Here is a 26,343-nt window from a genome sequence, read left to right as displayed (position 1 = left end):
ACGAAAGCAAGCAATGACCTCGGAATCGAGTGCACCCTCACCAGCAACGCCCGGCTCAGGCCGGGGAGAGCGGATGACTGGCGCGCAGGCCGTCCTCCGTAGCCTTGAAGCCCTCGGCGTCAAGGACGTATTCGGACTGCCGGGCGGCGCTGTCCTCCCGCTGTACGACGCCATCATGGACGCGGAGAAGCTGCGTCATATTCTGGTTCGCCACGAGCAGGGCGGCGGTCACGCAGCCGAAGGCTACGCGGCAGCGAGTGGCGAGGTCGGCGTGTGCATCGCGACCTCGGGCCCTGGCGCGACGAACCTCGTCACTGCGATCGCTGACGCCTACATGGACTCGGTGCCGCTCCTCGCGATCACCGGCCAGGTGTTCTCGCACCTCATGGGCACCGACGCGTTCCAGGAAGCAGACATTGTCGGCATTACGATGCCGATCACAAAGCACTCCTTCCTGGTCACCACGGCCGCAGAGGTGCCCGCCGCGATCGCTGCGGCGTACCACCTGGCGTCGACTGGTCGCCCCGGCCCCGTGCTCGTGGACATTACGAAGGACGCCCAGGAAGGCCTGCTCGATTTCGAGTGGGATCCGCAGGTCGAGCTTGCCGGCTACCGCCCGATCATGAAGGCGAACAGCAAGCAGATCCAGGCTGCCGCAGACCTCATCGCAGCGGCAGAGCGTCCCGTGTTCTACGTCGGTGGCGGCGTGAACCGTGCGGGCGCCTCCGCGGAGCTCAAGCAGCTCGCTGAGCTCGTGGGCGCGCCGGTTGTGACGACCCTGATGGCGCGCGGTGTCTTCCCGGACTCGCACCCGCAGCACCTCGGCATGCCCGGCATGCACGGCACCGTCCCCGCGGTGCTCGCGCTCCAGGAAGCAGACCTGCTCATCACGCTCGGCGCGCGCTTCGATGACCGCGTCACGGGCAAGGCCGCGCTCTTCGCCCCCGAGGCGAAGGTGATTCACGCCGATGTCGATCCCGCAGAGATCGGCAAGATCCGTGCCGCCGATGTGCCAATCGTGGGCGACGCGGCCGACGTGATCGCTGACCTGATCGCAGCAGTCTCGTCCGCAAAGATGAGCCAGACGTTCGCCGACATGGGACCGTGGTGGGCACGCCTGCGCGAGCTGCAGGAGAAGTACCCGCTCGGCTACCAGGAGACGAGCGATGGGCTGCTCTCGCCGCAGCACGTCATCCAGCGCATTGGCGAGCTGACCGGCCCCGAGGGCGTGTACGCCGCGGGCGTGGGGCAGCACCAGATGTGGGCCGCGCAGTTCATCAAGTACGAGCGTCCCAACGCATGGCTGAACTCCGGCGGCGCCGGCACGATGGGCTACTCCGTTCCCGCCGCAATGGGCGCGAAGGTCGCGGAACCCGACCGCGTGGTTTGGGCGATCGATGGCGACGGCTGCTTCCAGATGACCAACCAGGAGCTCGCCACCTGCATGGTGAACAACATTCCCATCAAGGTTGCGGTCATCAACAACTCCTCGCTTGGCATGGTGCGCCAGTGGCAGACCCTCATCTACGACGGTCGCTACTCGAACACGGAGCTCAACACCGGGCACGGCTCGCAACGCGTTCCCGACTTCGTGAAGCTCGGCGAGGCCTACGGCTGCCTGGCGCTCCGCGTGGAGCGTGAGGACCAGATTGACGACGCGATCAAGCTCGCGCTTGAGACGAACGACCGCCCCGTGGTGATCGACTTCGTTGTGAGCGCCGACGCGATGGTGTGGCCGATGGTCCGCCAGGGCACCTCGAATAGCGATATCCAGTACGCACTTGATCACGCCCCCGAATGGGAGGGAGAGTAACCATGAGCCGTCACGTTCTCAGCCTCCTCGTCGAGGATAAGCCGGGTCTCTTGACCCGAGTCGCCGGCCTGTTCGCACGCCGCGGATTCAACATTGAGTCGCTCGCGGTGGGCCCCACGGAGATGCGCGGCCTGTCCCGCATCACCGTGGTGGTCGACGAAGACGAGACCCTGCTTGAGCAGGTCACCAAGCAGCTCAACAAGCTCGTCAACGTCATCAAGATCGTCGAGCTCGATGAGTCGAGCTCGGTGCAGCGCGAGCACGTACTCATCAAGGTCCGTGCCGACAACCAGAATCGCTCGCACGTGCTCGAGGCGGTCAACCTGTTCCGTGCCCGCGTCGTCGACGTGGTGCCGGATGCCCTCACCATCGAGGTGACGGGTGACTCCGGCAAGATCGAGGCCTTCCTGAAGGTGCTTGAGCAGTACGGGATCAAGGAGATCGCGCAGTCCGGCCTCATCGCGATGGGGCGCGGATCGAAGTCGATCACCGAGCGAGTATTCAAGAACTAACTGCGTGCCGCAGCATCGCGGCCCGCATGACGTGCGCGTTTCGCGCAGAACTGAACCAACAACTAAAGGAGTAATCCAGTGGCTGAGATGTACTACGACGCTGACGCTGATCTGTCGATCATCCAGGGCAAGAAGGTAGCCGTTGTGGGCTACGGCTCCCAGGGGCACGCCCACGCGATGAACCTTCGCGACTCGGGTGTCGAGGTCGTCATTGCCCTCAAGGAGGGCTCGAAGTCGATCGCCAAGGCTGAAGAGGCTGGCTTCGAGGTCAAGACCGTTGATGCCGCGGCTGAGTGGGCTGACCTCATCATGATCCTCGCGCCGGATCAGCACCAGCGTGCGATCTACAACGAGCAGATCAAGCAGCACATGACCGAGGGCAAGACCCTCGCGTTCGCACACGGCTTCAACATCCGTTTCGGCTACATCGAGGCCCCCGCGGGCGTCGACGTGATCCTCGTCGCCCCGAAGGCTCCCGGCCACACCGTGCGCCGCGAGTTCGAGGCTGGCCGCGGCATCCCCGACATCATTGCCGTCGAGGTCGACGCATCGGGCACCGCCTGGGACACGGCGAAGTCGTACGCGAAGGCGATCGGTGGCACCCGCGCCGGCGTCATCAAGACCACCTTCACTGAGGAGACCGAGACGGATCTCTTCGGCGAGCAGGCTGTGCTCTGCGGCGGCACCTCGCAGCTCGTGCAGTACGGCTTCGAGACCCTCACCGAGGCGGGCTACCAGCCCGAGATCGCCTACTTCGAGGTGCTCCACGAGCTGAAGCTCATCGTTGACCTCATGTGGGAGGGCGGCATCGCTAAGCAGCGCTGGTCGGTCTCCGACACCGCTGAGTACGGCGATTATGTCTCGGGCCCGCGCGTCATCACCCCCGAGGTGAAGGAAAACATGAAGGCCGTGCTCGCGGACATCCAGTCGGGTGCCTTCGCTGAGCGCTTCATCGGCGACCAGGACAACGGTGGCAAGGAGTTCCTCGAGCTCCGTGCCAAGGGTGAGCAGCACCCCATCGAGACGACCGGCCGTGAGCTGCGCAAGCTCTTCGCTTGGAAGTCGACTGACGAGGACTACGTCGACGGCAGCGTCGCGCGCTAGTCACCGCGTTCGCGTGAGCGGCACAACGGCCCAGAAGGCCCGCGCGCCGCGCCACCTGAGGCCCCGGGGGAACACCCCGGGGCCTCACTTCGTTGGGGCGCGCGGCTCGCGGCTCAGCCGCGGGGCTTCGTACGGGCGGTCGCTTCCGCGGTCCACGGGTCCTCGGGCCACGGGTGCTTCGGGTAGCGCCCACGCATCTCTTTCCGCACCTCCTGGTACGGCCCATTCCAGAAAGACGCGAGATCGTCGGTGACCGCGAGCGGCCGGCGGGCGGGGGAGAGGAGATGGAAGAGCACGGGGACTCGACCCCCGGCGAGGCGAGGCGTCTCAGCGAGACCGAAGAGTTCCTGCAGCTTCACGGCGACGACGGGACGTGCAGTGGGCTCGTCCGGTGCCGGATAGTCGATGCGCGCGCTCGTGCCGGACGGAACCGCGAGCCGCTCGGGCGCAAGCTCGTCGAAGCGCGTGGCGTCGGGCCAGGGGAGGAGCCGACGGAGCGCGTGGGCGACGTCGATGCCCTGCACGGAAGACTGGGGGCGTAGACGCTCGAGATCCGGCCCGAGCCAGGTATCGAGCCGTGTGAGCAGCTCCGCGTCATCGACCCCGGGCCACGGCTCACCGAGGGCCTGCTGCAGCACGTGCAGGCGGCCGCGCACAGCGCGCGCAGCGGGGGTCCAGTCGAGCGCGCCGAGTCCCACCTCCAGAACATGTGCGGCGAACGCGGGGCCGGTGTCAGCCTGAGTCGCCTGTGCCGGCTGCGAAGCCAGAAGGATCGCGCCGAGGCGATGTTCCTCGCGCACGCGCACCCGGCCGTCGGTCACGGTAGCCGCGCGAGATGAGGTCCGAAGTGCTGCTCCGATTCGGAGCGCCTCAGCCGCCGAAATGGCCGCGGCGAGCCTGATGACCGCTCCCGTGCCATCCGCTGCGCGTCCGGCGGCCCGCTGCACCTCGCGAACCGCGAGCCACTCGGACGCGAGAAGCGGGCTCCCCTCCGGCAGCGCCGCTCGGGTACCGCTCGCAAGGAGATAGCTGCGTGAGTGCTCCGCGGTGCGCCGTGCGAGCCACTCGGGGCGCGCGAGCGCGGTGACCACGCCCACGTCGTCGAGAGCAGGTGTACCGCCCGTCGCAGGCGCGTTGCCGATGAGCGCTGTGAGGCGGCGTGTTTCTCGCCGCCACCGATCTGCGCCGGGGGCGCGCCCCGTGCGCAGCCCGCGCAGGAGGGCGCCGAGATCAGCGTTCGGCTCACGAAAGTCGTCAGAGAACGCGGCCACCACCTCCGCCGCACGGCCCGCATCGCCGAGTTCGGCCGCGCCGTCGAGGAGCGCGCGGGCCTCACGAACGCCGACGGGCATCGCTGCCACGCGTTCGCCCAGCGGTGTCGCGCGACCATCCTCGCGGCAGAGCCCCAGGGCGTGCAGGGTTTCGAGTGCGCGGGCGAGCGCCGCGGCCGGCGGTGCTGTGGGCAGGCGAAGTCCGACCGCGCCGGGCGTTCCCCACACCGCCAGCATGAGCGCAGCGTCGGTGAGGTCGGCGGACAGGATCTCCGGTGTGACGGCGGCAGGCATCCGCGCGAAGTCGGCTTCGGAATACGCACGAACCGCGCGTCCGGGGCCTTGCCGTGCGGCGCGGCCCGCCCGCTGTTCCGCGCTTGCGCGCGCCGCACTTACCGTGACGAGTCCGGTCATGTCGCGCCCCTGATCACGGCGCACCTCACGCGAGAGCCCGGCGTCGATTACGAGCCGCACACCGGGCACGGTCAGTGAGCTCTCGGCGAGCGCCGTGCTCACGACGATGCGTGCCGGCTCGCTCGTGCCGCGGCCGGAGACCGCGCGATCCTGCTCGCGGGCCGGCAGCCGTCCGTGCAAGGGGAGCACCTCCACGCCATGGGGCGCTGTCGGTCCGGGGACAATCTCGCGGATGAGCCGCGTCACCTCGTCGACCTCACGCGCACCCGGCAGGAAAACGAGGGCGTCGTGTCCGGCGCCCGACTGCTCGGCGGCGGCGAGCCGTGCCACGTGGGCCAGGAAGTCTCGCGTGACCCCGCGTTCGTCGAGCCGGGCACCGGGGCCTGCGGCGTATGCGAGCTCGAGCGGGTGCAGCGCAGCGGGTACCTCGACGGTGAGCGCCCCGAGGAGTTCGGCGAGGCCGGCCGCATCGAGGGTGGCGGACATTGCGATGAGCAGCAGCTCGGGGCGCAACTCGCGCAGCTCTGCAAGCATCCCGAGGAGCAGATCGCTTTCGAGCCCGCGCTCGTGTACCTCGTCGAGCACCACGGCGTCGATGCCCTCGAGGGCCGGATCAGTCAGCAGCCGGCGCAGCAGGACCCCCGGGGTCACCGCTTCTACTCGCGTCTCCGCGCTGACGGTGCGCTCACCGCGCACGGTGAAGCCGACGGGCCCGCCCACCGGGCTGCCGTCCAGCGCAGCGAGGCGCCGGGCCGCGGCTCGCACGGCAACTCGGCGCGGCTGTGTCACGAGGATCCGGCCGCTCGTGTGCGCCGGTGCGGCGCGCGGCGCGCGTTCGGCACAGAGGTTCGCGACGAGCGCTGGCACGAAGGTGGTCTTGCCGGTGCCGGGGGGAGCGGTGATGACAGCCGCGCCGCTCAGTACGGCAGTCGCGAGCTCGTCTGCCGCTGCGGCGACGGGAAGCCCCGCCCCGATCGCGGCGAGGTCGAAGAGGTGCGTGGTCACCCGTTCATCCTAGGGTTGGTGCCCCGAGACGCGTGTGGCCGCCGACCCACTGGATCGGCGGCCACACGGCGGCGCCTCCGCGGAACGGAGGCGCTGAACGCTACTGCGCGGGCTCCTCGGCGGGCGTCTCCGCCGGCGCCTCGGTGTCCTGCGTGGTGTCAGCGGCGGGCTGCTCGAGGCCTGCCTTCACGGCGTCGACCTGCTCCTGCGTGTAGCCGCAGTGCTTTGTCGCCTCGCTCTCCCACTTCTGCGTGAGACGGTCCTTGCCGGCGCCGTGCGCCTCGGCGACGGTGCCGACGTAGATGGTGCCGTCCTTCGACTCCTTGTTCACGTCGGGAACGGTCTGGCACACGTGGAAGACGCTGCCGCTCTTCGTCCAGAACACCTCATCGTTGCCCGTGAGTTGCTCGATGATGTTCGTCTCGTTGGCGTACTGCTCCTGCGAGGGCGACTGGTAGGTCGCGCCGAGCGCGCCTGCGATGAGCAGCACGACGATGCCGATGCCACCGGCGAGTGCTTTCTGCTTGCCCGACATGTTCTTGTTCAGGAAGATCATGATGATGAGCGGCAGGAACGAGACGATCGACATGATCGCGCCGAGCTGGTTCTGCACGAAGAACTTCACGCGATCCTTCTCGGAAGCGGGATCGAGGCGGTTCGACTGCTTCCAGCACAGCGAACCGATCACCGAGAGCACACCGGTCACGACGATCGCTCCGATGAGCAGCCACATGTTGACGGGGACCTGCTTGAGGACCCAGAAGATCGCGAAGGCCTGAACGCCAATTGCGAGGACCCACAGCACCCAGGAAATGATCCGGAGCTTTGTGGCCTTCGCCTTCGCCTCGGGGGAGGGAGTCCACGCCGGTCCGGCGTCTTCCGTACGGCTTCCCTGTGCCGGTGCGGAGGACTGAGGCTGTTCTACGCGAACAACCTTCTTCTTGGGGGTTTCGGTCATGACAGCTCTCTTTCGAGTCGACGGTACGTCAAAATATACCGGGAATATGTGGCTCCCGGGTGTCTCGGAGCTTCATCTCGTTACGCTGGCGGGATGGCTAAGAAGACGGTCCGAGCGCCGCGGGAGAGCGCGCTCGCGAGCGGGTGGACGGTAGAGGGAGATCCGGATCCGGAACTCGTGATCGCGGGTGCCGCCGCGGCCGCGGACCCCGGGTCCGTGGACACTCCGGCTGACGAGGAGTCGGCTGCGGCAGCGACACCCGAGCGCGGCACACAGGTATCGAACGGCGCGCTCGTCGCGCTAGGCGTGTTCGGTGGGCTCTACCTCCTGTACACGCTCGGTTGGGCGAACGTTGCGCAGGCCTACGCGACCGTGAACGCGCTCACCGCTGCCGGAAGCGGTTCGCTCGGTGGCGTGCTGCAGCAGATCGTCTTCTGGGCGGCTCCGTTCGCGCCAGCCATGTGGTTCTTCACCGCGCTCGTGTTCGCCCGCGGCAAGGGCGCGGCGCGACTCACGATCCTGCTCGCTGTCGGTGCCGTCGTGCTCCTGCCGCTTCCAATGCTCATCGCCCGAGGAGGCTAATCGTGGTGGCTCGTATCGCTTGGTGGATCGCCGGGCTTCTCGTCGCCGTGCTCTATGTGCACGCCACCGTGACCGGTATCGGAAACCTCACGGGCATGCTTGGCCTCGCTGGCGCACTGGGGATGGGCCTGAGCGCCTCGGGCTGGGCGTGGCTGGTATTTGGGATCGCGATGCCCGTGCTCATTTTTGCCGGCGCGCTGTTGCTCGGCCGAAAGCGCGGGGGCGGCACGCGAATCCTCCTGCTCGCGGCGGGGATCGCTGTCGTGGCGGTTGTGCAGCTCGACGTCATGCACCTCATTCCTGAGTCGACATATTTCGCCTAGCGCGCGGAACGCGCCCGGGACGCCGGTAGACTGAGTGATCTGCGTGAGTATTCATGCAGATTCCCTGTCGCTGACCCGAAGGATTCGCTTGATGTCTGCGCCGGTCGTGCTGATCGCCGAACAACTCTCTCCCGCCACCATTGCCGCACTCGGCCCCGACTTCGAGGTGGTGCACGTCGACGGTACTGACCGCGACGCGCTGCGCTCGGCGCTCGCGACCGCTGATGCCGTGCTGGTGCGCTCTGCCACCCAGATCGACGCGGAGGCGCTCTCGTGGGCGCCCCAGCTGAAGGTTGTCGCCCGCGCTGGCGTCGGCCTCGACAACGTGGACATCAAGGCGGCTACGCAGGCCGGCGTCATGGTGGTGAACGCCCCCACGTCGAACGTGATCAGCGCCGCTGAGCTCACGGTCGCCCACATTCTCGGCCTCGCGCGCCACCTGCAGCGCGCGCACGCTTCGCTTTCCGCCGGCCAGTGGAAGCGCTCGTCCTTCACGGGAACCGAGCTCTACGAGAAGACGATCGGCATTATCGGGCTGGGCCGTATCGGCGCACTCGTTGCCGAGCGTCTTCGCGGTTTCGGTGTCGAGCTGGTCGCGTACGACCCCTACGTCACCGCCACCCGCGCGCAGCAGCTCGGGGTGCAGCTCGTCTCCCTCGAGGAACTGGTGGAGCGCGCTGACTTCCTGACGATCCACATGCCGCGCACGCCCGAGACGCTCGGCATGATCGGAGCGGAGCAGCTCGCAGCGATGAAGCGCACCGCGTACGTCGTCAACGTTGCGCGCGGTGGCCTGATTGATGAGGCCGCACTTGCTGACGCGCTTGCCGCCGGCGAGATCGCCGGTGCAGCGCTCGACGTCTTCGTGCAGGAGCCCCCGGCCGACACGAGCCTGACCGGTCTCGACACGGTCAATGTCACCCCGCACCTCGGTGCCTCGACCGAAGAAGCACAGGAGAAGGCCGGCGTGTCCGTCGCAAAGTCTGTGCGACTCGCGCTCGCAGGTGACCTCGTACCCGACGCGGTCAACGTCGCGGGCGGTGTGATCGACGAGACCGTGCGCCCCGGCCTGCCCCTCACGGAGAAGCTCGGCCAGATCTTCGCCGGCCTCGCGGCGGGGCCGATCGGCTCGCTCGACATCGAGGTGCACGGCGAGCTCGCCGATCACAACGTGGAGGCGCTTCGCCTGGCCGCGCTCAAGGGCATCTTCTCGAAGGTGGTCAGCGACCCCGTGTCGTACGTCAACGCTCCGCTCCTCGCCGAGCAGCGCAACGTTGAGGTGCGTTTCTCGGTCGACGCGGTCTCCGAGAGCTACCGCAACGTCATCACGATCCGCGGCGCGCTCACTGACGGTACCCCGCTCTCGGTCTCCGGCACACTCACAGGGCCGAAGCAGATCGAGAAGATCGTTGAGGTGAACGGCTACGAGGTTGAGCTGCCGATCCCTGAGCACCTCGTGGTGTTCAGCTACACCGACCGCCCCGGCATCGTCGCGGCGTACGGCGGCCTGCTCGGCGACGCTGGCGTGAACATCGCCGGGCTGCAGATCGCGCGCGACGAGAAGAAGGGCACCGCGCTGTCGGTGCTCTCGGTCGACGCGCCGATCGCAGACGAGCTGGTGGAGTCGCTGCGCGCCGCAATCGGTGCTGACGCGCTGCACACGATCGACATCGACGCGCTCTGATCTGCGGATCTCGCACGCCAGTTTTGGCGTGATGCGCTGCGAAAACCCCCTGCCGTATGGCAGGGGGTTTTCGCGTTTTCGCGCGCTGACTTGTCGTGAGCCGCACCGGGGGAGTACTGTAATCGAGTCCCAGAGGTAAGGCACGCCTTACCATCATCACACCAGGCCACACTCGCGCTCGCGTGCCGGCCGTTTCCCGCAGAGGCACACATGCTCGGAACCTTTCTCATTGGCTTGCGTGAAGGCCTCGAGGCTGCGCTCGTTGTGGGGATCTTGCTCGCCTACGTGCAGCGCATCGGCCGACCCGACGTAGCTCGGAGGATCTGGGCGGGCGTGGGCCTTGCTGTGCTCGCGTCGCTCACCGCAGGAGCCATCCTCACCTTCGGTGCGTACGGGCTCTCCTTCCAGGCGCAGGAGATCATCGGGGGCACGCTCTCGCTCGTGGCTGTCGGCCTCGTCACCTGGATGGTGTTCTGGATGCTGCGCACCGCGCGCGGCATGAAGTCGGAACTCGAGGGGCAGCTGGGCGCGGCAATTGCCGGCTCAGGCTGGGGCATTGTGGCCGTCGGTTTTCTCTCCGTGGGGCGTGAAGGCCTCGAGACCGCGCTCTTCATCTGGGCCACCACGCGGTCGGCGGGAGAGAGCCCGCTCGTCGGCCTGCTCGCGGCGATCGCCGGAATCCTGCTCGCCTGCGCACTGGGCTGGCTGATCTACCGTGGCATGCTGCGCGTCAACCTCGCGAAGTTCTTCACCTGGACTGGCGCACTGCTCATCGTGTTTGCTGCCGGGGTGGTGGCGTACGCGATCCATGATCTGCAGGAGGCCGCCGTGCTTCCCGGGCCCTTCGCCGTCGCCCCCGAGGGTGCGGGCGCATTCCTCCAGTCCTGGTACGGCGAGGCCGCGTGGGCCCTCCGGATCCCGCATGTGATCGCCCCAGACGGGGTGCTGGGCAGCCTCTTGAAGGGCACCATCGGCTTCACGCCCGAGATGACCAAGCTCGAGCTTGTCGGGTACGTGCTGTACCTCGTCCCCACGCTCACCCTCTTCCTGCGCCGCGCCCTGCGGCCGGCCGGGCGGCCCACCGCCAGCGCCGCGTCAGTTTCTCACCCCGCACCCACCCACTAGGAGTCACCGTGCAGACCCGATCCACCCTTACCCTCGCCGCCGTCGTCGCGACTGGCGTGCTCACCCTCACCGGTTGCGTGCCAAACGCCGGGACGGGCGCCGCAGCCGCGCTCACCGTCGACTCGTCGGCGGATGCCTGCGCGGTGAGCGCGGACAGCGCAGCGAGCGGCCCCATCACCTTCTCGGTCACGAACTCGGGCGAGCAGGTCACCGAGTTCTACGTGCTCGCGGAGAATGAACTCTCGATCGTCGGCGAGGTGGAGAACATCGCCCCCGGCGCGAGCCGCGACCTGACGCTCGTCGCGCAGCCCGGCACCTATTACACGGTGTGCAAGCCGGGCATGGTGGGTGCGGGCATCGGCAAGACGCCCTTCACCGTGACGGGCGAGACGGTCGAGGCGAGCGCCGATGACGCGGCGGCCGAGGAGGCTGCTGTGACGAGCTACACCGCGTACGTGAAGAGCCAGGCCGCGGAGCTCGTGCCGCAGGTGCAGGCGTTCGTCGACGCGTACGCCGCGGGCAACGACGACGAAGCGCGTCGCCTCTTCCCGCTCGCACGTGTGAGCTACGAGCGCATCGAGCCCACCGCGGAGCAGTTCGGTGATCTCGACCCCGCGATCGATTACCGCAAGCCGGGCGCTGAAGCCGAGGGCCTGCCGTTCACCGGCTTCCATCGCATCGAGATGGACCTCTGGCTCGACGAGGCGAAGAAGAACTACCCGGATGAGCAGCTCGTTGCGCTGACGCCGGCGGAGCGTGCAGAGGTGGGCGACAAGCTCGTTGCTGACATCACCTCCCTCTACGATCTCGTGCACTCGGATGACTTCTCGCTGACGCTGAGCGACATCACGAACGGCGCGATCGGCCTGCTCGACGAGATTGCCGCACCCGACGGCAAGCTGCCCGGCGAGGAGAACGAGTTCGCCCACACCGATCTGTACGACTTCCGCGCGAACGTCGAGGGCGCGCAGGTCGCGTACGAGGCCGTGCGCGACATCGCCGCGGCGAAGGGCGACGATGGGGCCAAGCTCACGAAGACGCTCGACGCGCAGTTCGACGGCATGCTCGAGCTGCTCGCCACCTACGGCGACTACGAGGCCGGCTTCGTCGACTACTCGACGGTGGATCAGAGTGCCCGCGGTGAGCTCGGCGCACAGCTGAACGCGCTGAGCGAGCCGATGTCCCGCCTCACGCACACGGTGCTTGGGATCAGTGCCGAGTAGCGAGCGTCGCGTCAGCCGACGCGGCCTGCTCGGCCTGCTCGGCGCTGGCACCGCCGGCCTCGCGGTCGGCGGTGCCAGCGGTGCTGCGCTCGCGCACGCCGCTGGACGTGGCGCGCTGGGCGGCGACGGCGGCGCTGGAGCCGGCGACCGGGTCATCCCGTTCCACGGCGCTCACCAGGCCGGAATTGTCACGCCAGCGCAGGATCGCCTGCACTTCGCGAGCTTCGAGCTGCTGCGGGGGGTCGACCGTGAGGCGCTGATCGAGCTGCTGCGCGACTGGACGGCGGCGGCCGAACGGCTGACCCGCGGCGAGGACGTGACCGCGGCTGGCGCGGTTGACGGCCCACCGCTCGCTCCGCCCGATGACACAGGGGAGGCGCTCGGCCTGGGCGCCGCAGGGCTCACCCTGACCTTCGGGTTTGGGCCCTCGCTGTTCTCGAACGCGGAGGGTATCGATCGGTTCGGGATCGCGGATCGCAGGCCCGCGGAATTCACCGAGCTGCCCGCGTTCGCGTTTGATCTGCTCGATCCGGCGACGACGGGTGGCGATCTGTGCGTGCAGGCGTGCGCCGATGACCCGCAGGTCGCCGTGCATGCGATCCGAAACCTCAGCCGCATTGCCATGGGGAAGGCGCGTATCCTGTGGAGCCAGCTCGGCTTCGGCCGGACCTCATCGACGTCACTGAACCAGGACACGCCGCGCAACCTGTTTGGGTTCAAGGACGGCACCGCGAACGTCATGGCGGAGGAAAAGGACGCGCTCGCCGAGTACATCTGGGCGCCGAAGAATCATCCGCAGGCGTGGCTGCGCGGTGGCAGCTACCTCGTCGCGCGGAAGATCGCGATGACGATCGAGACCTGGGACCGGGCGTCGCTCGCCGAGCAGGAACAGATCGTTGGCCGCACGAAGGGCGAGGGCGGCCCACTCTCCGGCGGAGCCGAGTTCGACGCCCCCAACTTCGCGGCGCAGTCGACGGAGGGTGGCCCGGCGATCGCCGTGGACGCGCACGTGCGGTTGGCACATCCTGAGCAGAACGGCGGGCTGCGCATGCTGCGCCGCGGCTACAACTACGTTGACGGGTCGAACCCGCTTGGCCAGCTGGGGGCTGGGCTCTTCTTCATCAGCTACCAGCGCACGCCAGAGACGTTTGTGCGCGTGCAGCAGAGCCTCAAGAGCGATGCGATGAATGAGTACCTGCGGCACGTGGGCTCCGGCCTGTGGGCGATTCCGGGTGGCATCCAGCCTGGGGAGTACGTGGGCGAGGCGCTCTTCACGAAGTCTGCGTAGCTGCGCGGCGTCGCTCACCGCGGCGCCGCGCGATGCGACCGCAGAGCCACATCGCGATCGCGATAAGGCCGCAGCTCGCGAGGAGCACCCCGGCGAGCGCGCCATCGCTGACGCTCAGAAACCAGGAGATCACGGGATGCTCGGCCACCGACTGCGGGGTCGGCTCCCACCACCGGTTCGAGCCGCGCACCGACGTACCTCGGCGGATCTCCTCCGCGTCGATGAACGTGGCGAGCCAGGGGCGCACGATTGCGTTCAGGAGTACGCCGACCGCGAGTGGTGACATGATGATCGCGATGTCCCGGCGAGCCCTGCGCCGGATCGCGGGATCCTGATCTGCTGGCATGAGCCCGGGCTCCGTTCGGTCCTGCGGAAGTGTGCGCTCCAGTCTATGCGGCACCAGGGTTTTCACCCGCCGTGGAGGGCCGCGGTGCTATCCTGAGAAGCGCGGGCGCTTGCCCGCGACAACGATGAACCGAGCACACGGTGGCTGGTCTTCGGTGGTGGATCCCTCCCAGTTGGTTCCTGGGATCGCGGGGGTGGCCTTCCACTGTTGATCAGCACTCGCGAACGCCCCGGCGTCGGCGAGCGGTTGCCGCGTGCCCACCCCAAACAAAGGAGAGCCCGTGGAGGGTCCCGAGATCAAGTTTGCCGAGGCAGTCCTCGACAACGGCAAGTTCGGAAAGCGCACGATCCGCTTCGAGACCGGCCGACTCGCGCAGCAGGCGCAGGGCGCGGTTGCCGCGTACCTGGACGAGGAGACGATGCTCCTCTCAGCCACCAGCGCATCGAAGCAGCCGAAGGATCACTTCGACTTCTTCCCCCTGACCATCGATGTCGAGGAGCGTTCGTACGCCGCGGGCAAGATCCCCGGCTCGTTCTTCCGTCGCGAGGGCCGCCCCTCGACTGAGGCGATCCTCGTCTGCCGCCTCATCGACCGTCCCCTGCGCCCCTCCTTCGTGAGCGGTCTGCGCAACGAGGTTCAGGTCGTCATCACCGTCCTCTCGATCGCACCCGGCGAGTTCTACGACGCGCTCGCGATCAACGCGGCATCCGCGTCCACGCAGATCTCGGGCCTGCCCTTCTCGGGACCGATCGCCGGCGTGCGCCTCGCGCTCATCGGTGACCAGTGGGTCGCGTTCCCGAACGTCGAGCAGCTGAAGGAAGCCGTCTTCGATATCGTCGTGGCCGGCCGCGTCGTCACCGACAAGAACGGCAACGACGACGTCGCGATCATGATGGTCGAGGCAGAGGCAACCGAGCACAGCTGGGAGCTGATCCGCGGCGGCGCCACGAAGCCCAACGAGGCCGTGGTCGCTGAGGGCCTCGACGCTGCAAAGCCCTTCATCGCGCAGCTGTGCAAGGCGCAGTCGGAGCTCGCCGCGCAGTCGGCCAAGGAGGTTGCGGACTACCCCGTGTTCCTGCCGTACTCGGACGAGGTGCTCGCTGCTGTCGACGCGCTCGCACGCGAGGAGCTCGCGCCGATCTACCAGATCGCCGACAAGCTCGAGCGTCAGGACAAGGACGACGCTCTGAAGGCGCGCGTCAAGGAGCAGATCGCTGCGAAGGTTGACGCCGGGGAGCTCCCCGAGTCGGCGAACGCGGAGGTTTCGGCCGCGTACAAGTCGGTCACCAAGGACATCGTGCGCAGCCGCGTGCTCGCCGAGGGCATCCGTATGGATGGCCGTGGCACGAGCGACATTCGCGCGCTCGACGCCGAGGTGCAGGTCATCCCGCGCGTGCACGGCTCCGCGATCTTCCAGCGCGGCGAGACCCAGATCATGGGTGTCACCACGCTGAACATGCTCAAGATGGAGCAGCAGATCGACTCGCTGTCGCCCGTCACGAGCAAGCGCTACATGCACCACTACAACTTCCCGCCCTACTCGACCGGTGAGACCGGCCGCGTTGGCTCGCCCAAGCGCCGCGAGATCGGCCACGGCTTCCTGGCCGAGCGCGCACTCGTGCCCGTGCTGCCGAGCCGCGAGGAGTTCCCCTACGCGATCCGCCAGGTGTCCGAGGCGCTCGGCTCCAACGGCTCGACGTCGATGGGCTCGGTCTGCGCCTCGACGCTGTCGCTGCTCAACGCCGGTGTGCCGCTGCGCGCACCCGTCGCGGGTATCGCGATGGGCCTCGTGTCCGACCAGGTGGATGGCGAGACCCGCTACGCGGCGCTCACCGACATCCTGGGCGCTGAGGATGCCCTCGGTGACATGGACTTCAAGGTTGCCGGCACGGCCGACTTCATCACCGCGATTCAGCTCGACACGAAGCTCGACGGCCTCCCCGCCGACGTGCTGAAGGGCGCGCTGACGCAGGCTCACGAGGCTCGCCTCACGATCCTTAGCGTGCTGAACCAGGCGATCGACGCGCCCGACGAGATGGCGCCCACCGCGCCTCGCGTCATCACGGTCAACATCCCCGTCGACAAGATCGGCGAGCTGATCGGCCCCAAGGGCAAGACGATCAACGGCATCCAGGACGAGACCGGCGCCGACATCTCGATCGACGACGACGGCACCGTGTACATCGGCGCCACCGACGGCCCCGCCGCCGAGGCTGCGCGCGCGCAGGTCAACGCGATCGCGAACCCGCAGAACCCCGAGGTCGGCGAGCAGTACCTCGGCACGGTCGTGAAGAACGCTGCATTCGGTGCGTTCGTCTCCCTGCTCCCGGGCAAGGACGGCCTGCTGCACATCTCCGAGGTGCGCAAGCTTGCCGGCGGCAAGCGCATCGAGAGCGTGGATGACGTGCTCTCGGTGGGCCAGAAGATCCTCGTGAAGATCACGAAGGTCGACGACCGTGGCAAGCTCTCGCTCGAGCCCGTGCTCGAGGAGCAGGCTGCTGAGGCAGAGGCTCCCGCAGCTGAGGCCGAGGCCCCCGCAACGGAGTAACTCTCCGAGGTGTGGCGCGGCGGCCCGCTCGCCGCGTCACACGCCTGACGCCCGCCGTCCCGGTTTCCGGGACGGCGGGCGTTTTTCATTGCGGTGTGCCTGGTGGTATCGGGGAGCCGCCTCGCCTGCCAAACTGGACGCATGGCGGATACTCAGAACGGCCGGGTCGCGGTCTACCTCGACTTCGACAACATTGTGCTCTCCTGGTACGACCGGGTGCACGGGCGAAACTCGTTCGCGCGCGATCGGCAGAAGATCACCGAGGACCCCACCGCGCCCGATGTCACCGAGCGCTTGCAGGCCGCCGCGGTGAACGTGGGTGCGATCATCGACTACGCGTCGTCCTTCGGCACGCTGGTGCTCACCCGTGCCTACGCCGACTGGTCGGCCTTCGTGAACGCGGAGTACCGCTCGCAGCTCGTCGCCCGGGCGGTCGACCTCGTCCAGCTGTTCCCCGCCGCCGCCTACGCGAAGAACGGCGCCGACATTCGCCTCGCGGTTGATGCGGTCGAAGACATGTTCCGACTGGATGACCTCACACACGTGGTGATCGTCGCGGGGGATTCGGACTACGTTCCGCTCGCCCAGCGGGTGCGCCGCCTGGGGCGGTACGTGGTCGGAATTGGCGTAGCCGGCTCGACCGCGAAGTCGCTGAAGGCCGCCTGCGACGAGTTTGCAAGCTACGACGATCTGCCTGGGGTCGAAGCGCCGAAGCGCGAACCCGCGCCGGCAACGCGCGGGCGCCGGGGGCGTGGAGCAAGCGGTGGCGCCCAGTCGGACGGGGCCGTCTCCGGGAAGGCGGACGCCGCGACCGAATCGGCTGTCGCCGGCGACGCCGCGGCAGACACCGCCTCCGCGGGTGCGGACGCGGGTGCTGACGCCGGCTCGGCGCGCGGCGCAGAGCCGGCGGCTCGCTCGGGCTCATCGTCCCGCGGGCGCGGGCGACGGGGGAACGGCCGCTCGGCCGATCGCGACGACACCGCGAGCTCGACCGGCGGGACGGACGCGGACGAGCCCGCAACGACTCCCGGAGCCGCAGAGAACGACACGCCTGATGACGCCGTCGAGACCGAGCTTTCCGGGCTCATCAATGCGCTCGACGCACTGGAAGACGAGCACGACGCAGACCACGACGACGATGGCGACGATCCCGATCTGGATGCCACCGGGCTCCTCATTCGTGCGCTGTGGCTCAGCCAGGACAAGGACGACTCCGGTTGGCTGTATAGCTCCGCGGTCAAGCAGCAGATGCGACGCATGGATCCGTCATTCTCCGAGCGCGCGCTCGGCTTCCGTTCCTTCTCCGACTTCCTGAAGTCGCGCTCGGATATCGCCGAGCTCGAGGAGAGCGGGCACGAGCGCCTCGTGCGGCTGAAGGACCAGAGCCACTAGCACGGCCTGGGAGTTCGCGGCGCGCGAGGATGGTGCCGCGTCGGCGCAGTGTGCGCACGGCCCCCGCGGGCTAGGCTGGTGGGATGCGTGATCCGATCCTCCTCCCGCTCGACCAGGCCGAGCTCACAGTTGACCTGAGCGGTAGCCTCATGCGCCGCACGGTGCACCCGAGCGGCCTGCGCGTGCTCACCGAACTCATGCCGAGCGCGCGCAGCGCGTCGATTGGCTTCTGGGTGGGCGTCGGCTCCCGCGATGAGCAGTCGGAGCGCGACGACGCCCCGGGCAGCTTGGGATCCACACACTTCCTCGAGCACCTCCTGTTCAAGGGAACCCCAACACGCGATGCCTACGAGATCGCGACGAGCTTTGACCAGATCGGTGCCGAGCACAACGCGCTCACCGCGAAGGAGTACACCTGCTACTACGCGAAGGTGCGCGACGCGGATCTGGACGACGCGGTGACCGTGCTCGCCGACATGGTGCTGAACTCGGTGCTCGACCCCGATGAGTTTGAGACCGAGCGAGGCGTGATCCTCGAAGAGCTCGCGATGGCCGCTGACGACCTTGCGGACGTGGCAAGCGAGCAGCTGTTCGAGGAGGTGCTGCGAGATCACCCGCTCGGCCGTCCCATTGGAGGCTTGCCCGAGACGATCCGCGGCGCGCGGCGTGACGACGTGGAGCGACACTACCGCAACCAGTACGATCCGTCGACGCTCGTGGTGACTGCCGCGGGCGCGGTAGACCACGACAAGCTGGTCGCTCAGGTCGTCGCGGCACTGAATGCGTCGCCCGAGGAGCGGTGGCACACGGATCGCGCGGCGCTGCCCGTGCGGCGCGTCCAGGGTACCGGGGCGACCGAGTCGGTGGCTGGCGCTGCGGCGGCGGCACTGGCGCCCGCCCCGGCCGCGGCGGCACCGCGCATCAGTGTGACCGCGCGACCGAGCGAGCAGATCAACCTCATGATCGGCGCGGATGGGCTGCGCGCGGGCGATCCGCGTCGCTTCGCCTTCGGCATCATGAACTCCGTGCTGGGCGGTGGCATGTCCAGCCGCCTGTTCCAGGAAATCCGTGAGAAGCGGGGGCTTGCCTACACCGCCTACTCGTTCGGTGCGAGCTACTCGGACGCCGGGCTGTTCGGGATCTACGCCGGCACGGCCCCCGAAAAGGCGGCCGACGTGCTCGAGCTCAGCCAGCTGGAGCTGCAGCGCATCGCCGATGCCGGGATCACGCCGGAGGAGCATGAGCGGGCGCTTGGCCAGATCGCGGGCTCCTCCGCGCTTGCGCTCGAGGACTCAGACACGCGCATGGGTCGCCTTGCGCGGGCCGAGCTCGGTGCTGGTGAGCTCTACGATCTCGATGCGTCGCTCGAACGCTTCACAGCGGTCACGGCGGAGGAGATCACGAGTATTGCTGCGGAGATTGCCGCGCGCCCCATGACGGTGGTCGCGGTGGGCGACGTGTCGCGTTCGTCGCTGCAGCCTACGGACGCCTAGCGGGGCGCTGGCCGCACCTCGCCCGCTCCACCCCCGCAGGGGAGTTTGCCTGCGGGGAAGGCGAGGCTACGCGCTGCGCTTCCCGAGCTCGCGGAGCTTGCGCACACCCGCACGCCAGTACACCTGGGGGAGCGGCACCGTCTTGCCGCGGTAGAGGCCCTGGATTGCCGGGATGAGGCGCTTCGTGCGGGGAGTGAGCGCGTAGTGCTCCTCCTGCGAGCGGCTGCGCGTCACCAGCATGCCGATGTCGAGCCCGCGACCGCGCACCTCGCCCTCGCCGACAGCGCGCATCCAGAACACCTCGTCGGGGTCGGTGAGCGCCTGCCAGTCGAGATCGGCCGACACGAATTCCAGCCGGGCGCCGTCGTCAAGCACACGGTAGCGCCCGGTGCGCGGTGCCTCGAGCACGCGGTCGACCTCGGGGCCGGGGTACTGAATGACGAGCGTGCTCCACGTCTCGCCATCGAGCGCCGCGGCACGCTGCGCCTGGATCGTTGCGAGATCCAGCTCGAAGTCAACATCCGAGAACTGCAGCACGTGGTATGCGAAGAGCGGCAGCGTCGTATCGCCCGGCGTGAGGTTCGAGTGCGAGGATGATCCGCTGATGCGCGGGTTCAACTCGCCGAGGTAGACCTCGTTCGTGTCGGTATCGAGCAGCACACTGACCTCGAGGATGCCGCGGTACCCCTCGGCGCCCAAGCGCGCGCAGAACCGCTCCACCAACGCGAGCGTGCGCGCACGTGCATCGTCGTTCAGGAGGGCGGGGTAGAGCTCGCTGCCGGCCCATCCGCCCTTGTACGCGGTGAGTTCCGGGTGCCCGGTGATCTCGCGCAGCACGGGGCCGGTCACCGTCGCGTTGTCGGTGATCACGGCCTCGACCGCGAGCGGAAGATGGTTGATGTGTCGCATCACCTTGATCTGCGGACCCGTGATCTCGCTCGCGACGCGCTCGAAGTCGGCGTGCGACGCAACGAAGTAGGTGGTGCGGCCAGAATCGCCGTACGGAAGCTGGATCACGAGGTTCTCGCCGAGGCCCCCTGCCTCAGCCTGCGCGCGCAGGTCATCCCACCCGGTGATAGTCGTGAGGATATTGGGCACGCTCGGAGCGCCGGCCTCGTTGCCGAGCTGCGTGGTCATGATCTTGGAATCGAGCGACTTCCGCAGCGCGACCCGCGGCATCGCCAGCTCGTAGCCGAGTGAAGCGCACAGCGCCTCGGTCTGCTCGTCGAACATCGCGATGACCACCTTTGGCCGCAGCCCGGCGGGGGTGTTCGCCGCAATATACTGCTGCACCTGGTCGTTGGCGAGGAGCCAGTTGACGATGTTGATGTTGCCGCGCGGCTCAAGCGCCGGCACGTTGCTCGGTGCGAATGCGCGCGGGTGCGCCCCGTCCCAGCTGTCGCGCAGCGTGATGTAGTGGAAGCCACCCACCCAGCGATCCACACCGAGCAGGTTTGTCGCAGAGCGGCTCACGTAGAAGAACGGCTGTGGGGAGTCACGCAGGTGCTCCGTGATCTGCTCGAGGGAGGTCAGTCGCGCGCGCTGGGGGGCTGAGCCCGAGGAGGTCGTCATATTTCGAGGGTACCCCAGCTCGGGATCGCCCTCAGGGCGCCCACAGACTTCTCGCGCGACGGCGGGGAAGCCGTGCGGCGGTCGCGCAGCCACGCCCCCGGTATTCTGGAGCTATGTCAGTGCGTGTTGCGGTCTCCGGCGCCTCCGGTCGTCTCGGTTCTCTGGTGTGCGAGGTGGTCGAGCAATCGGCGGAGTGCGAGCTCGTTGCTCGCCTCGGCCGCGCCTCGGACGACAACGCGGGAGCCGACGCTGCGGTGCTCGTCGACGTGAGCCACCCGGATGCATCGCCGGAGATCGTCGAGCGCGCGCTCGCGCGCGGGCAGCGCGTCATTATCGGAACGAGTGGCTGGTCGGCGGACCGCCTGGCCTGGCTCGCCGAGCAGGTCGATGCACACTCGGGCACCGTCCTTGTGGTGCCGAACTTTTCGCTCGGCTCCGTGCTCGGCACCGCGCTCGCGCGCATCGCTGCGCCATACTTCGATGCGGTCGAGATCGTCGAGGCCCACCACCCGCACAAGGTGGACTCGCCCTCGGGCACCGCGGTCCGCACCGCGGAGCTCATCGCGGAGGCTCGTGAGGGCCGCGCGATCGACGCGCCGTTTGCGGAGCAGCCCGCCCGTGGCGAGCTCGTCGCTGGAATCCCCGTGCACAGTCTGCGCCTCGCGGGCGTCGTGGCGAAGCAGGAGGTCCGTTTCGGCGGCCCGGGTGAGGTGCTCACCGTGACGCACGATACCCACTCGAACGATGCGTACCGCGCGGGCATCACCGCGGCCCTGCGCTTCATCACGGAGGCGAGCGGGCTGACGGTCGGCTTGGACCGGGTCCTGGGGGTCGGCGACGCTTCCGCGTCCGCGGCGACCGCGCCGGCGGGAGACCTCGCGTGAGCGCGCGCACCCGCGCCATCATCGGCGTCACGATCATGAGCGTGCTGCTCGTCTTGTACTTCATCTTCGCGGGAATCCGCGCAGTGGGGCTGCTCTCTTCGGGCACGCTTGTGCCGATTGTCATGGGCGTCGCTATGTTGGTGTTGCCGCTGCTCGGTGTCTGGGCGCTCGCGCGCGAGCTGATGTTCGGGCGCCAGGCCACCCGCCTGGCAGATCGGCTCGACGCCGCGGGCCTCATGCCTGAGGAACCCGTGGCAACCCGGCCCTCAGGCCGCCCCGAGCGCGCGGACGCCGACGCTGCGTTCCCGCGCTACCGTGCGGAGGTAGAAGCGAACCCAGAATCGTGGGAAAGCTGGATGCGCCTCGGCATTGTGTACGACGCATGCGGTGACCGAAAGCGCGCAAGAGGGGCGATTCGCGAAGCGATTGCCCTCGAAAAGAACGAAATCAGTGGGATTTCTTCGAAGGATTAGGGAAAACGGCATCCCCTGCATAGACTCGATGCCCGAAAGACAGGGATCGGGGCCCAGATGACCCCGTACGGATTCCATCGCCGGAATCACCTGTAGCTGACGATGCGCACCATCACGCGCCAGAAAGCACGGTTGTCATGGCCAAGTATGACCTCAACGCTCCCGAGCCACGAACTCGAACGCTTGACTCGGTCACCGGTATCAGCAAGAAGGGCCTCCCGTCGGGAACCGTGGGGGTCATGGGCGCCCTTGTCATCGGTCTCTCGGTGTGTGCTCCCGCGTACACGCTGACGGCCGCAGTCGGCCCGGCCGCGAGCGAGGTGGGCTACCAGACTCCCGCGATCTTCCTCATGGGCTTCATCCCCATGCTGCTCGTGGCACTCGGCTACCGCGCGCTCAACTCCGCGATGCCCGACTCGGGAACCTCCTTCACCTGGGCCGCGCGCGCTTTCGGCCCGTGGGTAGGCTGGATGGCGGGCTGGGGCCTCATCGCAGCAACGGTGCTGGTGCTCTCAAACCTCGCGGGAATCGCCGTCGAATTCCTGTTCCAGTCGATCAGCATCATCGCAGATGACCCCTCGATCGCTGAGCTCTCGGGCAACAAGCTCATCAACATCCTCGTCTGCCTCTGCTTCATGGCGGTTGCGACGTTCATCTCGTACCGCGGCATGACGTCGACGAAGATCTTCCAGTACATCACCGTCATCTTCCAGATGGCCATCATGATCTGGTTCATCGTCGCAATGTTCATCGGCGCCGCTGATCCCGCCAACGAGGCCGGCCGCGTCCCCGAGCTTTCCTGGTTCAACCCGCTTGAGGTGGACAGCTTCAGCGCGTTCGCCGCAGGTATCGCCGTCTCGATCTTTGTGTACTGGGGCTGGGACACCGTGCTCACGATGGGCGAGGAGACAAAGCCGTCGAAGGGTCGCCTCTCCACCGAGAGCAAGGCTGCGATGATCCTCGTTCTCATCCTTGTCGTGCTCTACGTCAGCACCGCCGCGGCCACCGTCGCATACGCGGGCCTGGGCGAGACCGGCACCGGCCTGAACAACCCGAAGATCGCCGAGAACGTCTTCGCCGCGCTCGCGCACCCTGTGATGGGCCCCGCCGCGATCCTGCTCTCGCTCGCGATCCTTGTGAGCGCCATGGCCTCGATCAACTCGACTGCGATCTCGCCGGCACGTACGCTCCTCGCGATGTCGCACTACGGTGCGCTGCCGCCCGCCATCAAGAAGATCCACCCGAAGTACAAGTCGCCCTACGTCGCGCTGATGCTCTCCTCGATCGTCGCCTCGGTGTTCTACGCGATCATGCGCTTCCTCAGCGAGGACGTGCTCTGGGACACGATCACCGCCCTCGGCATGATGGTCTGCTTCTACTACGGCATCACGGCGCTTGCGAGCCCCTGGTACTTCCGCAAGACCGCCGGCAAGGAGGGCCTCGGCTCGGTGATCTCGAAGATGGTGCTCCCGGGCCTCGGCGGCATCATCCTGCTCATCGTGTTTGTGCAGACCACGGTCGACAGCATGGATCCCGCGTTCGGCTCGGGCTCGAACATCGGCGGCATTGGGCTCGTGGGCATCATCGGTGTCGTGGTGCTCGGCCTCGGCGTCGTGCTCATGTTCGTCCAGGCGAAGGCCTCGCCCGCGTTCTTCCGCGGCCAGGTCCTCGCGAAGGCGGATGCGGCGTCCGACACTTCGGCGATGCCTGTGTTTGACGACGGGCTCGGTTCCTAGCCACTCGTGTGCGCCCAGTGGGGCGCTTCGGCCTCGGCGGGCCGCGGATCATGACGATCTGCGGCCCGCCGAGGCCGTTTTCGTTCGGGATCGCTGAGCGCTCACCGCAGCGGCTCCGGTCCGTCCCGGGGGAGGTGTGGGGTGAGCGGTCGCTCGCTAGAATCGGTGACGTGTGGTGCGACCCGGGGAAGGGTGGCGCATGATTGGGGAATCATGAAGCGGGTGCAGCAATCGGAGATGTCGATTGCGGCTGCCGCATTTCTCTTCTCGGGCACCTGCCTCGCGCTGCTCAATGCGACCGCGCTGCGGCAGAACGATGAGCCGCGCCCCGATCTCTTCGCCACCGCGCTTGCGGGCCTCGTGGCGTGCGGGGTTATCCTGCTGCTCGGTCGACGGTTCACGCGGGCGGCTGCGGGCACGCTGATGGTGCTCGTGTTGCTCGTCGTCGTGCCTTCCGTGCTGCTCGTGCCGACGATGCTGCGCGCGGTGAACCTGGGCCTCCTCTTCCTCCCGTTCTTCCTGTTCCTCGTGTGGTTCATGCCGATGTGGTTCGCGCGGCTGCTCGGCTCCGTCTGGATTCTCCTGTACGCCGCGATCATGCTGGGCCGGTTCGGGATCCAAATGGGAACGGTCGTGCTCACGATCGGGGTGACCGGCATCGTGATTGGCGAACTGGTGGGCCACTTCAAAGCGCGGCTCGAACGCACCTCGCTCACCGATCCGCTCTGCGATGTGTGGAACAAACGTGGCTTTGAGCGACTGCTCGGCTCGGCTGTCACCGCGGCGGAGCGCGGGGGCCACCCGCTCTCCCTCCTGTACCTCGATCTCGACGGATTCAAGGCTGTGAACGACGCGCTGGGGCACGGCGCCGGCGACGCGTTACTGCGGGGCTTCGCCACGCAGATGGGGCAGCGGACGCGACCGGAAGACGTGTTTGCGCGCTTCGGGGGCGACGAATTCGCGCTACTACTCGTCGACGTCGATCAGGCGGGGGCCGTGCGCACCGCCGAGCGGCTGCGCGGCGTGATCACTGAGCCGGCCTGGTCTTTCGGGGTGTCTGAGTGGCGGCCGGGGGAGAGCTCCGCTGAGTTTATCGAGCGCGCGGATCTCCTCATGCTGAGTGCGAAGCGGCGCGGTCGTCCGCTCCTGGCTGAACGCGCGGAGTCGCCCGGCACGGCGGTTCCCGAGTGGGGCGCGGGTACACTGGGGGCGTGAGCGCCAATCAGATTCCCACCCCCTACGAAGACCTGCTGCGCGAGGTATACGAGCGCGGCGATGCGAAGTCGGACCGCACGGGAACCGGCACTCGGAGCCTCTTCGGGCGACAGATCCGCTTCGATCTCGCGGAGTCGTTCCCGCTGCTCACCACGAAGCGCGTGCACTTCAAATCGGTCGCGGTTGAACTGCTGTGGTTCCTCCGCGGCGAGGGGAACACGAAGTTCCTCACCGACAACGGGGTGACCATTTGGGACGAGTGGGCCGATGAGAATGGTGACCTTGGCCCGGTCTACGGCGTGCAGTGGCGTTCCTGGCCCACCCCCGCGGGCGAGCACATCGACCAGATCGAGCGCGTCATCGAGCAGATCCGTGAGACGCCCGACTCGCGGCGCATGATCGTGTCGGCCTGGAACGTCGCCGACCTTGACGAGATGGCGCTCATGCCGTGCCACGCGTTTTTCCAGTTCTACGTCGCGGACGGCAAGCTCTCCTGCCAGCTGTACCAGCGCTCGGCCGACATGTTCCTCGGCGTGCCGTTCAACATCGCTTCGTACGCGCTGCTCACGCTCATGGTTGCGCAGCAGACCGGGCTTGAGCCCGGCGAGTTCATCTGGACGGGCGGCGACTGCCACATCTACGACAACCACGTCGAGCAGGTCGAGTTGCAGCTCAGCCGTGAGGCGCTCCCGTACCCGAAGATCGCGATCCGCAAGGCAGAGTCGATCTCTGACTACACACTCGAGGACTTCGAGGTGCTGGGCTACGAGCACCATCCGGGCATCAAAGCCCCGGTGGCGGTCTAACCATGGCGGGGGAGCGCCCGCGGCTCGGCATGATCTGGGCCGAAGCTCGGGGCGGGGCGATCGGCCGCGCGGGCGACATGCCCTGGCATCTGCCTGAGGACCTCGCGCACTTCAAGCGAAGCACCCTGGGTGCGCCCGTGATCATGGGGCGGCGCACATGGGAGTCGCTGCCGGAGCGCGTTCGGCCGCTGCCGGGCCGCTCGAACATCGTGGTGACCCGAGACTCGACGTACGCGGCGCCCGGCGCCACCGTGGTCGGCTCGCTCGACGCAGCGCTGCAGGCGCTCGACTCGGACGCGGGACCAGACGTGGATTCCGGTGCGCAGCCGGGCGTCGTGGACGCGTGGATTATGGGCGGCGGCGAGCTCTACCGCAGCGCCCTGCCGCACGCGAGCGAGCTTGTCATCACCCGGATCGCGCTCGACGTGCCCGATGCTGATACCTTCGCGCCCCAGCTCGGGGCTGAATGGCAACTCGCTGAGGCCGGAGTGGATGAGCGTGCGGCAAGCGGGCTGGGCTACCGATTCGAGCGCTGGCTGCGCGTCACCGAATGACGAATACGGTCTCCCGGTGAGC

22 protein-coding genes and 1 pseudogene are annotated in these 26,343 nt (G+C 67.9%); 19 read left to right on the top strand and 4 right to left on the bottom strand.

Annotated elements, in window-relative coordinates:
• Nucleotides 1-13 precede the first annotated feature (13 nt).
• The 3 genes from ACR81A_RS10375 (at nucleotide 14) to ilvC (ending at nucleotide 3,429) form a co-directional block, all read left to right on the top strand.
• Nucleotides 14-1,813 (top strand): acetolactate synthase large subunit, encoded by a 1,800-nt coding sequence (locus ACR81A_RS10375; RefSeq protein WP_202381177.1) that lies wholly within the window; start codon nucleotides 14-16, stop codon nucleotides 1,811-1,813.
• Between the two features lie 2 nt (nucleotides 1,814-1,815).
• On the top strand, nucleotides 1,816-2,325 hold the full coding sequence (ilvN, locus tag ACR81A_RS10370) for an acetolactate synthase small subunit (RefSeq protein WP_202381178.1): 510 nt from the start codon (nucleotides 1,816-1,818) through the stop codon (nucleotides 2,323-2,325).
• 87 nt (nucleotides 2,326-2,412) lie between these two features.
• A complete protein-coding gene (gene ilvC / locus ACR81A_RS10365) occupies nucleotides 2,413-3,429 on the top strand; it encodes a ketol-acid reductoisomerase (RefSeq protein ID WP_237462458.1) in 1,017 nt (338 codons plus the stop codon).
• A 113-nt stretch (nucleotides 3,430-3,542) separates the two neighbouring features.
• Here ilvC and hrpB read toward each other — a convergent pair whose 3' ends face one another.
• Together hrpB and ACR81A_RS10355 are read right to left on the bottom strand one after the other, a co-directional pair.
• The gene (hrpB, locus tag ACR81A_RS10360) at nucleotides 3,543-6,119 is read right to left on the bottom strand and encodes an ATP-dependent helicase HrpB (RefSeq protein ID WP_440311756.1); all 2,577 of its coding nucleotides are present in this window, start codon (nucleotides 6,117-6,119) and stop codon (nucleotides 3,543-3,545) included.
• A 100-nt stretch (nucleotides 6,120-6,219) separates the two neighbouring features.
• The gene (locus ACR81A_RS10355; protein ID WP_202381181.1) at nucleotides 6,220-7,077 is read right to left on the bottom strand and encodes a hypothetical protein; all 858 of its coding nucleotides are present in this window, start codon (nucleotides 7,075-7,077) and stop codon (nucleotides 6,220-6,222) included.
• Between the two features lie 93 nt (nucleotides 7,078-7,170).
• Here ACR81A_RS10355 and ACR81A_RS10350 point away from each other — a divergent pair, with 93 nt between their 5' ends.
• From ACR81A_RS10350 to efeB, 6 genes are all read left to right on the top strand, one after another.
• Complete coding sequence (locus ACR81A_RS10350) at nucleotides 7,171-7,659, top strand: hypothetical protein (RefSeq protein ID WP_440311755.1); 489 nt, start codon at nucleotides 7,171-7,173, stop codon at nucleotides 7,657-7,659.
• A gap of 5 nt (nucleotides 7,660-7,664) precedes the next feature.
• Nucleotides 7,665-7,982 (top strand): hypothetical protein, encoded by a 318-nt coding sequence (locus ACR81A_RS10345; protein WP_237462230.1) that lies wholly within the window; start codon nucleotides 7,665-7,667, stop codon nucleotides 7,980-7,982.
• A gap of 91 nt (nucleotides 7,983-8,073) precedes the next feature.
• The gene (gene serA / locus ACR81A_RS10340) at nucleotides 8,074-9,666 is read left to right on the top strand and encodes a phosphoglycerate dehydrogenase (protein ID WP_202381184.1); all 1,593 of its coding nucleotides are present in this window, start codon (nucleotides 8,074-8,076) and stop codon (nucleotides 9,664-9,666) included.
• Nucleotides 9,667-9,876: 210 nt separating this feature from the next.
• A complete protein-coding gene (gene efeU, locus ACR81A_RS10335; protein ID WP_440311754.1) occupies nucleotides 9,877-10,791 on the top strand; it encodes an iron uptake transporter permease EfeU in 915 nt (304 codons plus the stop codon).
• 8 nt (nucleotides 10,792-10,799) lie between these two features.
• The gene (gene efeO / locus ACR81A_RS10330) at nucleotides 10,800-12,014 is read left to right on the top strand and encodes an iron uptake system protein EfeO (RefSeq protein WP_440311753.1); all 1,215 of its coding nucleotides are present in this window, start codon (nucleotides 10,800-10,802) and stop codon (nucleotides 12,012-12,014) included.
• Nucleotides 12,004-13,302: an iron uptake transporter deferrochelatase/peroxidase subunit gene (efeB, locus tag ACR81A_RS10325; protein WP_202381187.1), complete on the top strand. Its 1,299-nt coding sequence runs from the start codon at nucleotides 12,004-12,006 to the stop codon at nucleotides 13,300-13,302. Before efeO ends, efeB begins: the two co-directional genes overlap by 11 nt.
• Here efeB and ACR81A_RS10320 read toward each other — a convergent pair.
• Nucleotides 13,286-13,648: a hypothetical protein gene (locus ACR81A_RS10320; RefSeq protein ID WP_202381188.1), complete on the bottom strand. Its 363-nt coding sequence runs from the start codon at nucleotides 13,646-13,648 to the stop codon at nucleotides 13,286-13,288. The genes efeB and ACR81A_RS10320 overlap by 17 nt on opposite strands.
• 280 nt (nucleotides 13,649-13,928) lie before the next feature.
• On the opposite strand from ACR81A_RS10320, the gene ACR81A_RS10315 reads away from it, so the two are divergent.
• The 4 genes and pseudogenes from ACR81A_RS10315 to ACR81A_RS10300 all read left to right on the top strand — a co-directional run bounded on the left by ACR81A_RS10315 (nucleotide 13,929) and on the right by ACR81A_RS10300 (nucleotide 19,081).
• Nucleotides 13,929-16,196, top strand: a complete 2,268-nt coding sequence (locus ACR81A_RS10315; RefSeq protein ID WP_202381189.1) for a polyribonucleotide nucleotidyltransferase — start codon at nucleotides 13,929-13,931, stop codon at nucleotides 16,194-16,196.
• A 141-nt stretch (nucleotides 16,197-16,337) separates the two neighbouring features.
• Nucleotides 16,338-16,947, top strand: a pseudogene (locus tag ACR81A_RS10310) (NYN domain-containing protein); the annotation flags it as partial.
• A 335-nt stretch (nucleotides 16,948-17,282) separates the two neighbouring features.
• On the top strand, nucleotides 17,283-17,588 hold the full coding sequence (locus tag ACR81A_RS10305; protein WP_425560308.1) for an OST-HTH/LOTUS domain-containing protein: 306 nt from the start codon (nucleotides 17,283-17,285) through the stop codon (nucleotides 17,586-17,588).
• An 83-nt stretch (nucleotides 17,589-17,671) separates the two neighbouring features.
• Nucleotides 17,672-19,081, top strand: a complete 1,410-nt coding sequence (locus ACR81A_RS10300) for a M16 family metallopeptidase (protein ID WP_440311752.1) — start codon at nucleotides 17,672-17,674, stop codon at nucleotides 19,079-19,081.
• 66 nt (nucleotides 19,082-19,147) lie between these two features.
• Here the strand turns inward: ACR81A_RS10300 and ACR81A_RS10295 are convergent, their stop codons facing one another.
• Nucleotides 19,148-20,653 (bottom strand): biotin carboxylase, encoded by a 1,506-nt coding sequence (locus ACR81A_RS10295; protein ID WP_202381192.1) that lies wholly within the window; start codon nucleotides 20,651-20,653, stop codon nucleotides 19,148-19,150.
• 113 nt (nucleotides 20,654-20,766) lie between these two features.
• Here ACR81A_RS10295 and dapB point away from each other — a divergent pair, with 113 nt between their 5' ends.
• The 6 genes from dapB to ACR81A_RS10265 all read left to right on the top strand — a co-directional run bounded on the left by dapB (nucleotide 20,767) and on the right by ACR81A_RS10265 (nucleotide 26,321).
• Nucleotides 20,767-21,537 (top strand): 4-hydroxy-tetrahydrodipicolinate reductase, encoded by a 771-nt coding sequence (gene dapB, locus ACR81A_RS10290; protein WP_440311751.1) that lies wholly within the window; start codon nucleotides 20,767-20,769, stop codon nucleotides 21,535-21,537.
• On the top strand, nucleotides 21,534-22,010 hold the full coding sequence (locus tag ACR81A_RS10285) for a hypothetical protein (protein WP_337248896.1): 477 nt from the start codon (nucleotides 21,534-21,536) through the stop codon (nucleotides 22,008-22,010). Before dapB ends, ACR81A_RS10285 begins: the two co-directional genes overlap by 4 nt.
• 137 nt (nucleotides 22,011-22,147) lie before the next feature.
• A complete protein-coding gene (locus tag ACR81A_RS10280; protein WP_440311750.1) occupies nucleotides 22,148-23,746 on the top strand; it encodes an APC family permease in 1,599 nt (532 codons plus the stop codon).
• A gap of 213 nt (nucleotides 23,747-23,959) precedes the next feature.
• Entirely contained in the window at nucleotides 23,960-24,961 is a 1,002-nt protein-coding gene (locus ACR81A_RS10275) for a GGDEF domain-containing protein (RefSeq protein WP_202381195.1), read from the top strand.
• Nucleotides 24,958-25,767 (top strand): thymidylate synthase, encoded by an 810-nt coding sequence (locus tag ACR81A_RS10270; protein ID WP_202381196.1) that lies wholly within the window; start codon nucleotides 24,958-24,960, stop codon nucleotides 25,765-25,767. Before ACR81A_RS10275 ends, ACR81A_RS10270 begins: the two co-directional genes overlap by 4 nt.
• 2 nt (nucleotides 25,768-25,769) lie before the next feature.
• Nucleotides 25,770-26,321: a dihydrofolate reductase gene (locus ACR81A_RS10265; protein WP_237462231.1), complete on the top strand. Its 552-nt coding sequence runs from the start codon at nucleotides 25,770-25,772 to the stop codon at nucleotides 26,319-26,321.
• Nucleotides 26,322-26,343: the final 22 nt, after the last annotated feature.

The organism is Leucobacter chromiireducens (assembly GCF_051993095.1).
GTDB lineage: Bacteria > Actinomycetota > Actinomycetes > Actinomycetales > Microbacteriaceae > Leucobacter > Leucobacter chromiireducens.
This window is presented reverse-complemented; position numbering and strand designations above follow the sequence as displayed.

Excerpts from the sequence above, each read along its gene's own strand:
- ACR81A_RS10350 (WP_440311755.1), top strand. The coding sequence starts at position 7,171 with ATGGCTAAGAAGACGGTCCGAGCGCCGCGGGAGAGCGCGCTCGCGAGC.
- serA (WP_202381184.1), top strand. The coding sequence starts at position 8,074 with ATGTCTGCGCCGGTCGTGCTGATCGCCGAACAACTCTCTCCCGCCACC.
- efeU (WP_440311754.1), top strand. The coding sequence starts at position 9,877 with ATGCTCGGAACCTTTCTCATTGGCTTGCGTGAAGGCCTCGAGGCTGCG.
- ilvN (WP_202381178.1), top strand. The coding sequence starts at position 1,816 with ATGAGCCGTCACGTTCTCAGCCTCCTCGTCGAGGATAAGCCGGGTCTC.
- ACR81A_RS10375 (WP_202381177.1), top strand. The coding sequence starts at position 14 with ATGACCTCGGAATCGAGTGCACCCTCACCAGCAACGCCCGGCTCAGGC.
- ACR81A_RS10275 (WP_202381195.1), top strand. The coding sequence starts at position 23,960 with ATGAAGCGGGTGCAGCAATCGGAGATGTCGATTGCGGCTGCCGCATTT.
- ACR81A_RS10320 (WP_202381188.1), bottom strand. The coding sequence starts at position 13,648 with ATGCCAGCAGATCAGGATCCCGCGATCCGGCGCAGGGCTCGCCGGGAC.
- ACR81A_RS10300 (WP_440311752.1), top strand. The coding sequence starts at position 17,672 with ATGCGTGATCCGATCCTCCTCCCGCTCGACCAGGCCGAGCTCACAGTT.
- dapB (WP_440311751.1), top strand. The coding sequence starts at position 20,767 with ATGTCAGTGCGTGTTGCGGTCTCCGGCGCCTCCGGTCGTCTCGGTTCT.
- ilvC (WP_237462458.1), top strand. The coding sequence starts at position 2,413 with ATGTACTACGACGCTGACGCTGATCTGTCGATCATCCAGGGCAAGAAG.
- ACR81A_RS10280 (WP_440311750.1), top strand. The coding sequence starts at position 22,148 with ATGGCCAAGTATGACCTCAACGCTCCCGAGCCACGAACTCGAACGCTT.
- ACR81A_RS10355 (WP_202381181.1), bottom strand. The coding sequence starts at position 7,077 with ATGACCGAAACCCCCAAGAAGAAGGTTGTTCGCGTAGAACAGCCTCAG.
- ACR81A_RS10295 (WP_202381192.1), bottom strand. The coding sequence starts at position 20,653 with ATGACGACCTCCTCGGGCTCAGCCCCCCAGCGCGCGCGACTGACCTCC.
- ACR81A_RS10265 (WP_237462231.1), top strand. The coding sequence starts at position 25,770 with ATGGCGGGGGAGCGCCCGCGGCTCGGCATGATCTGGGCCGAAGCTCGG.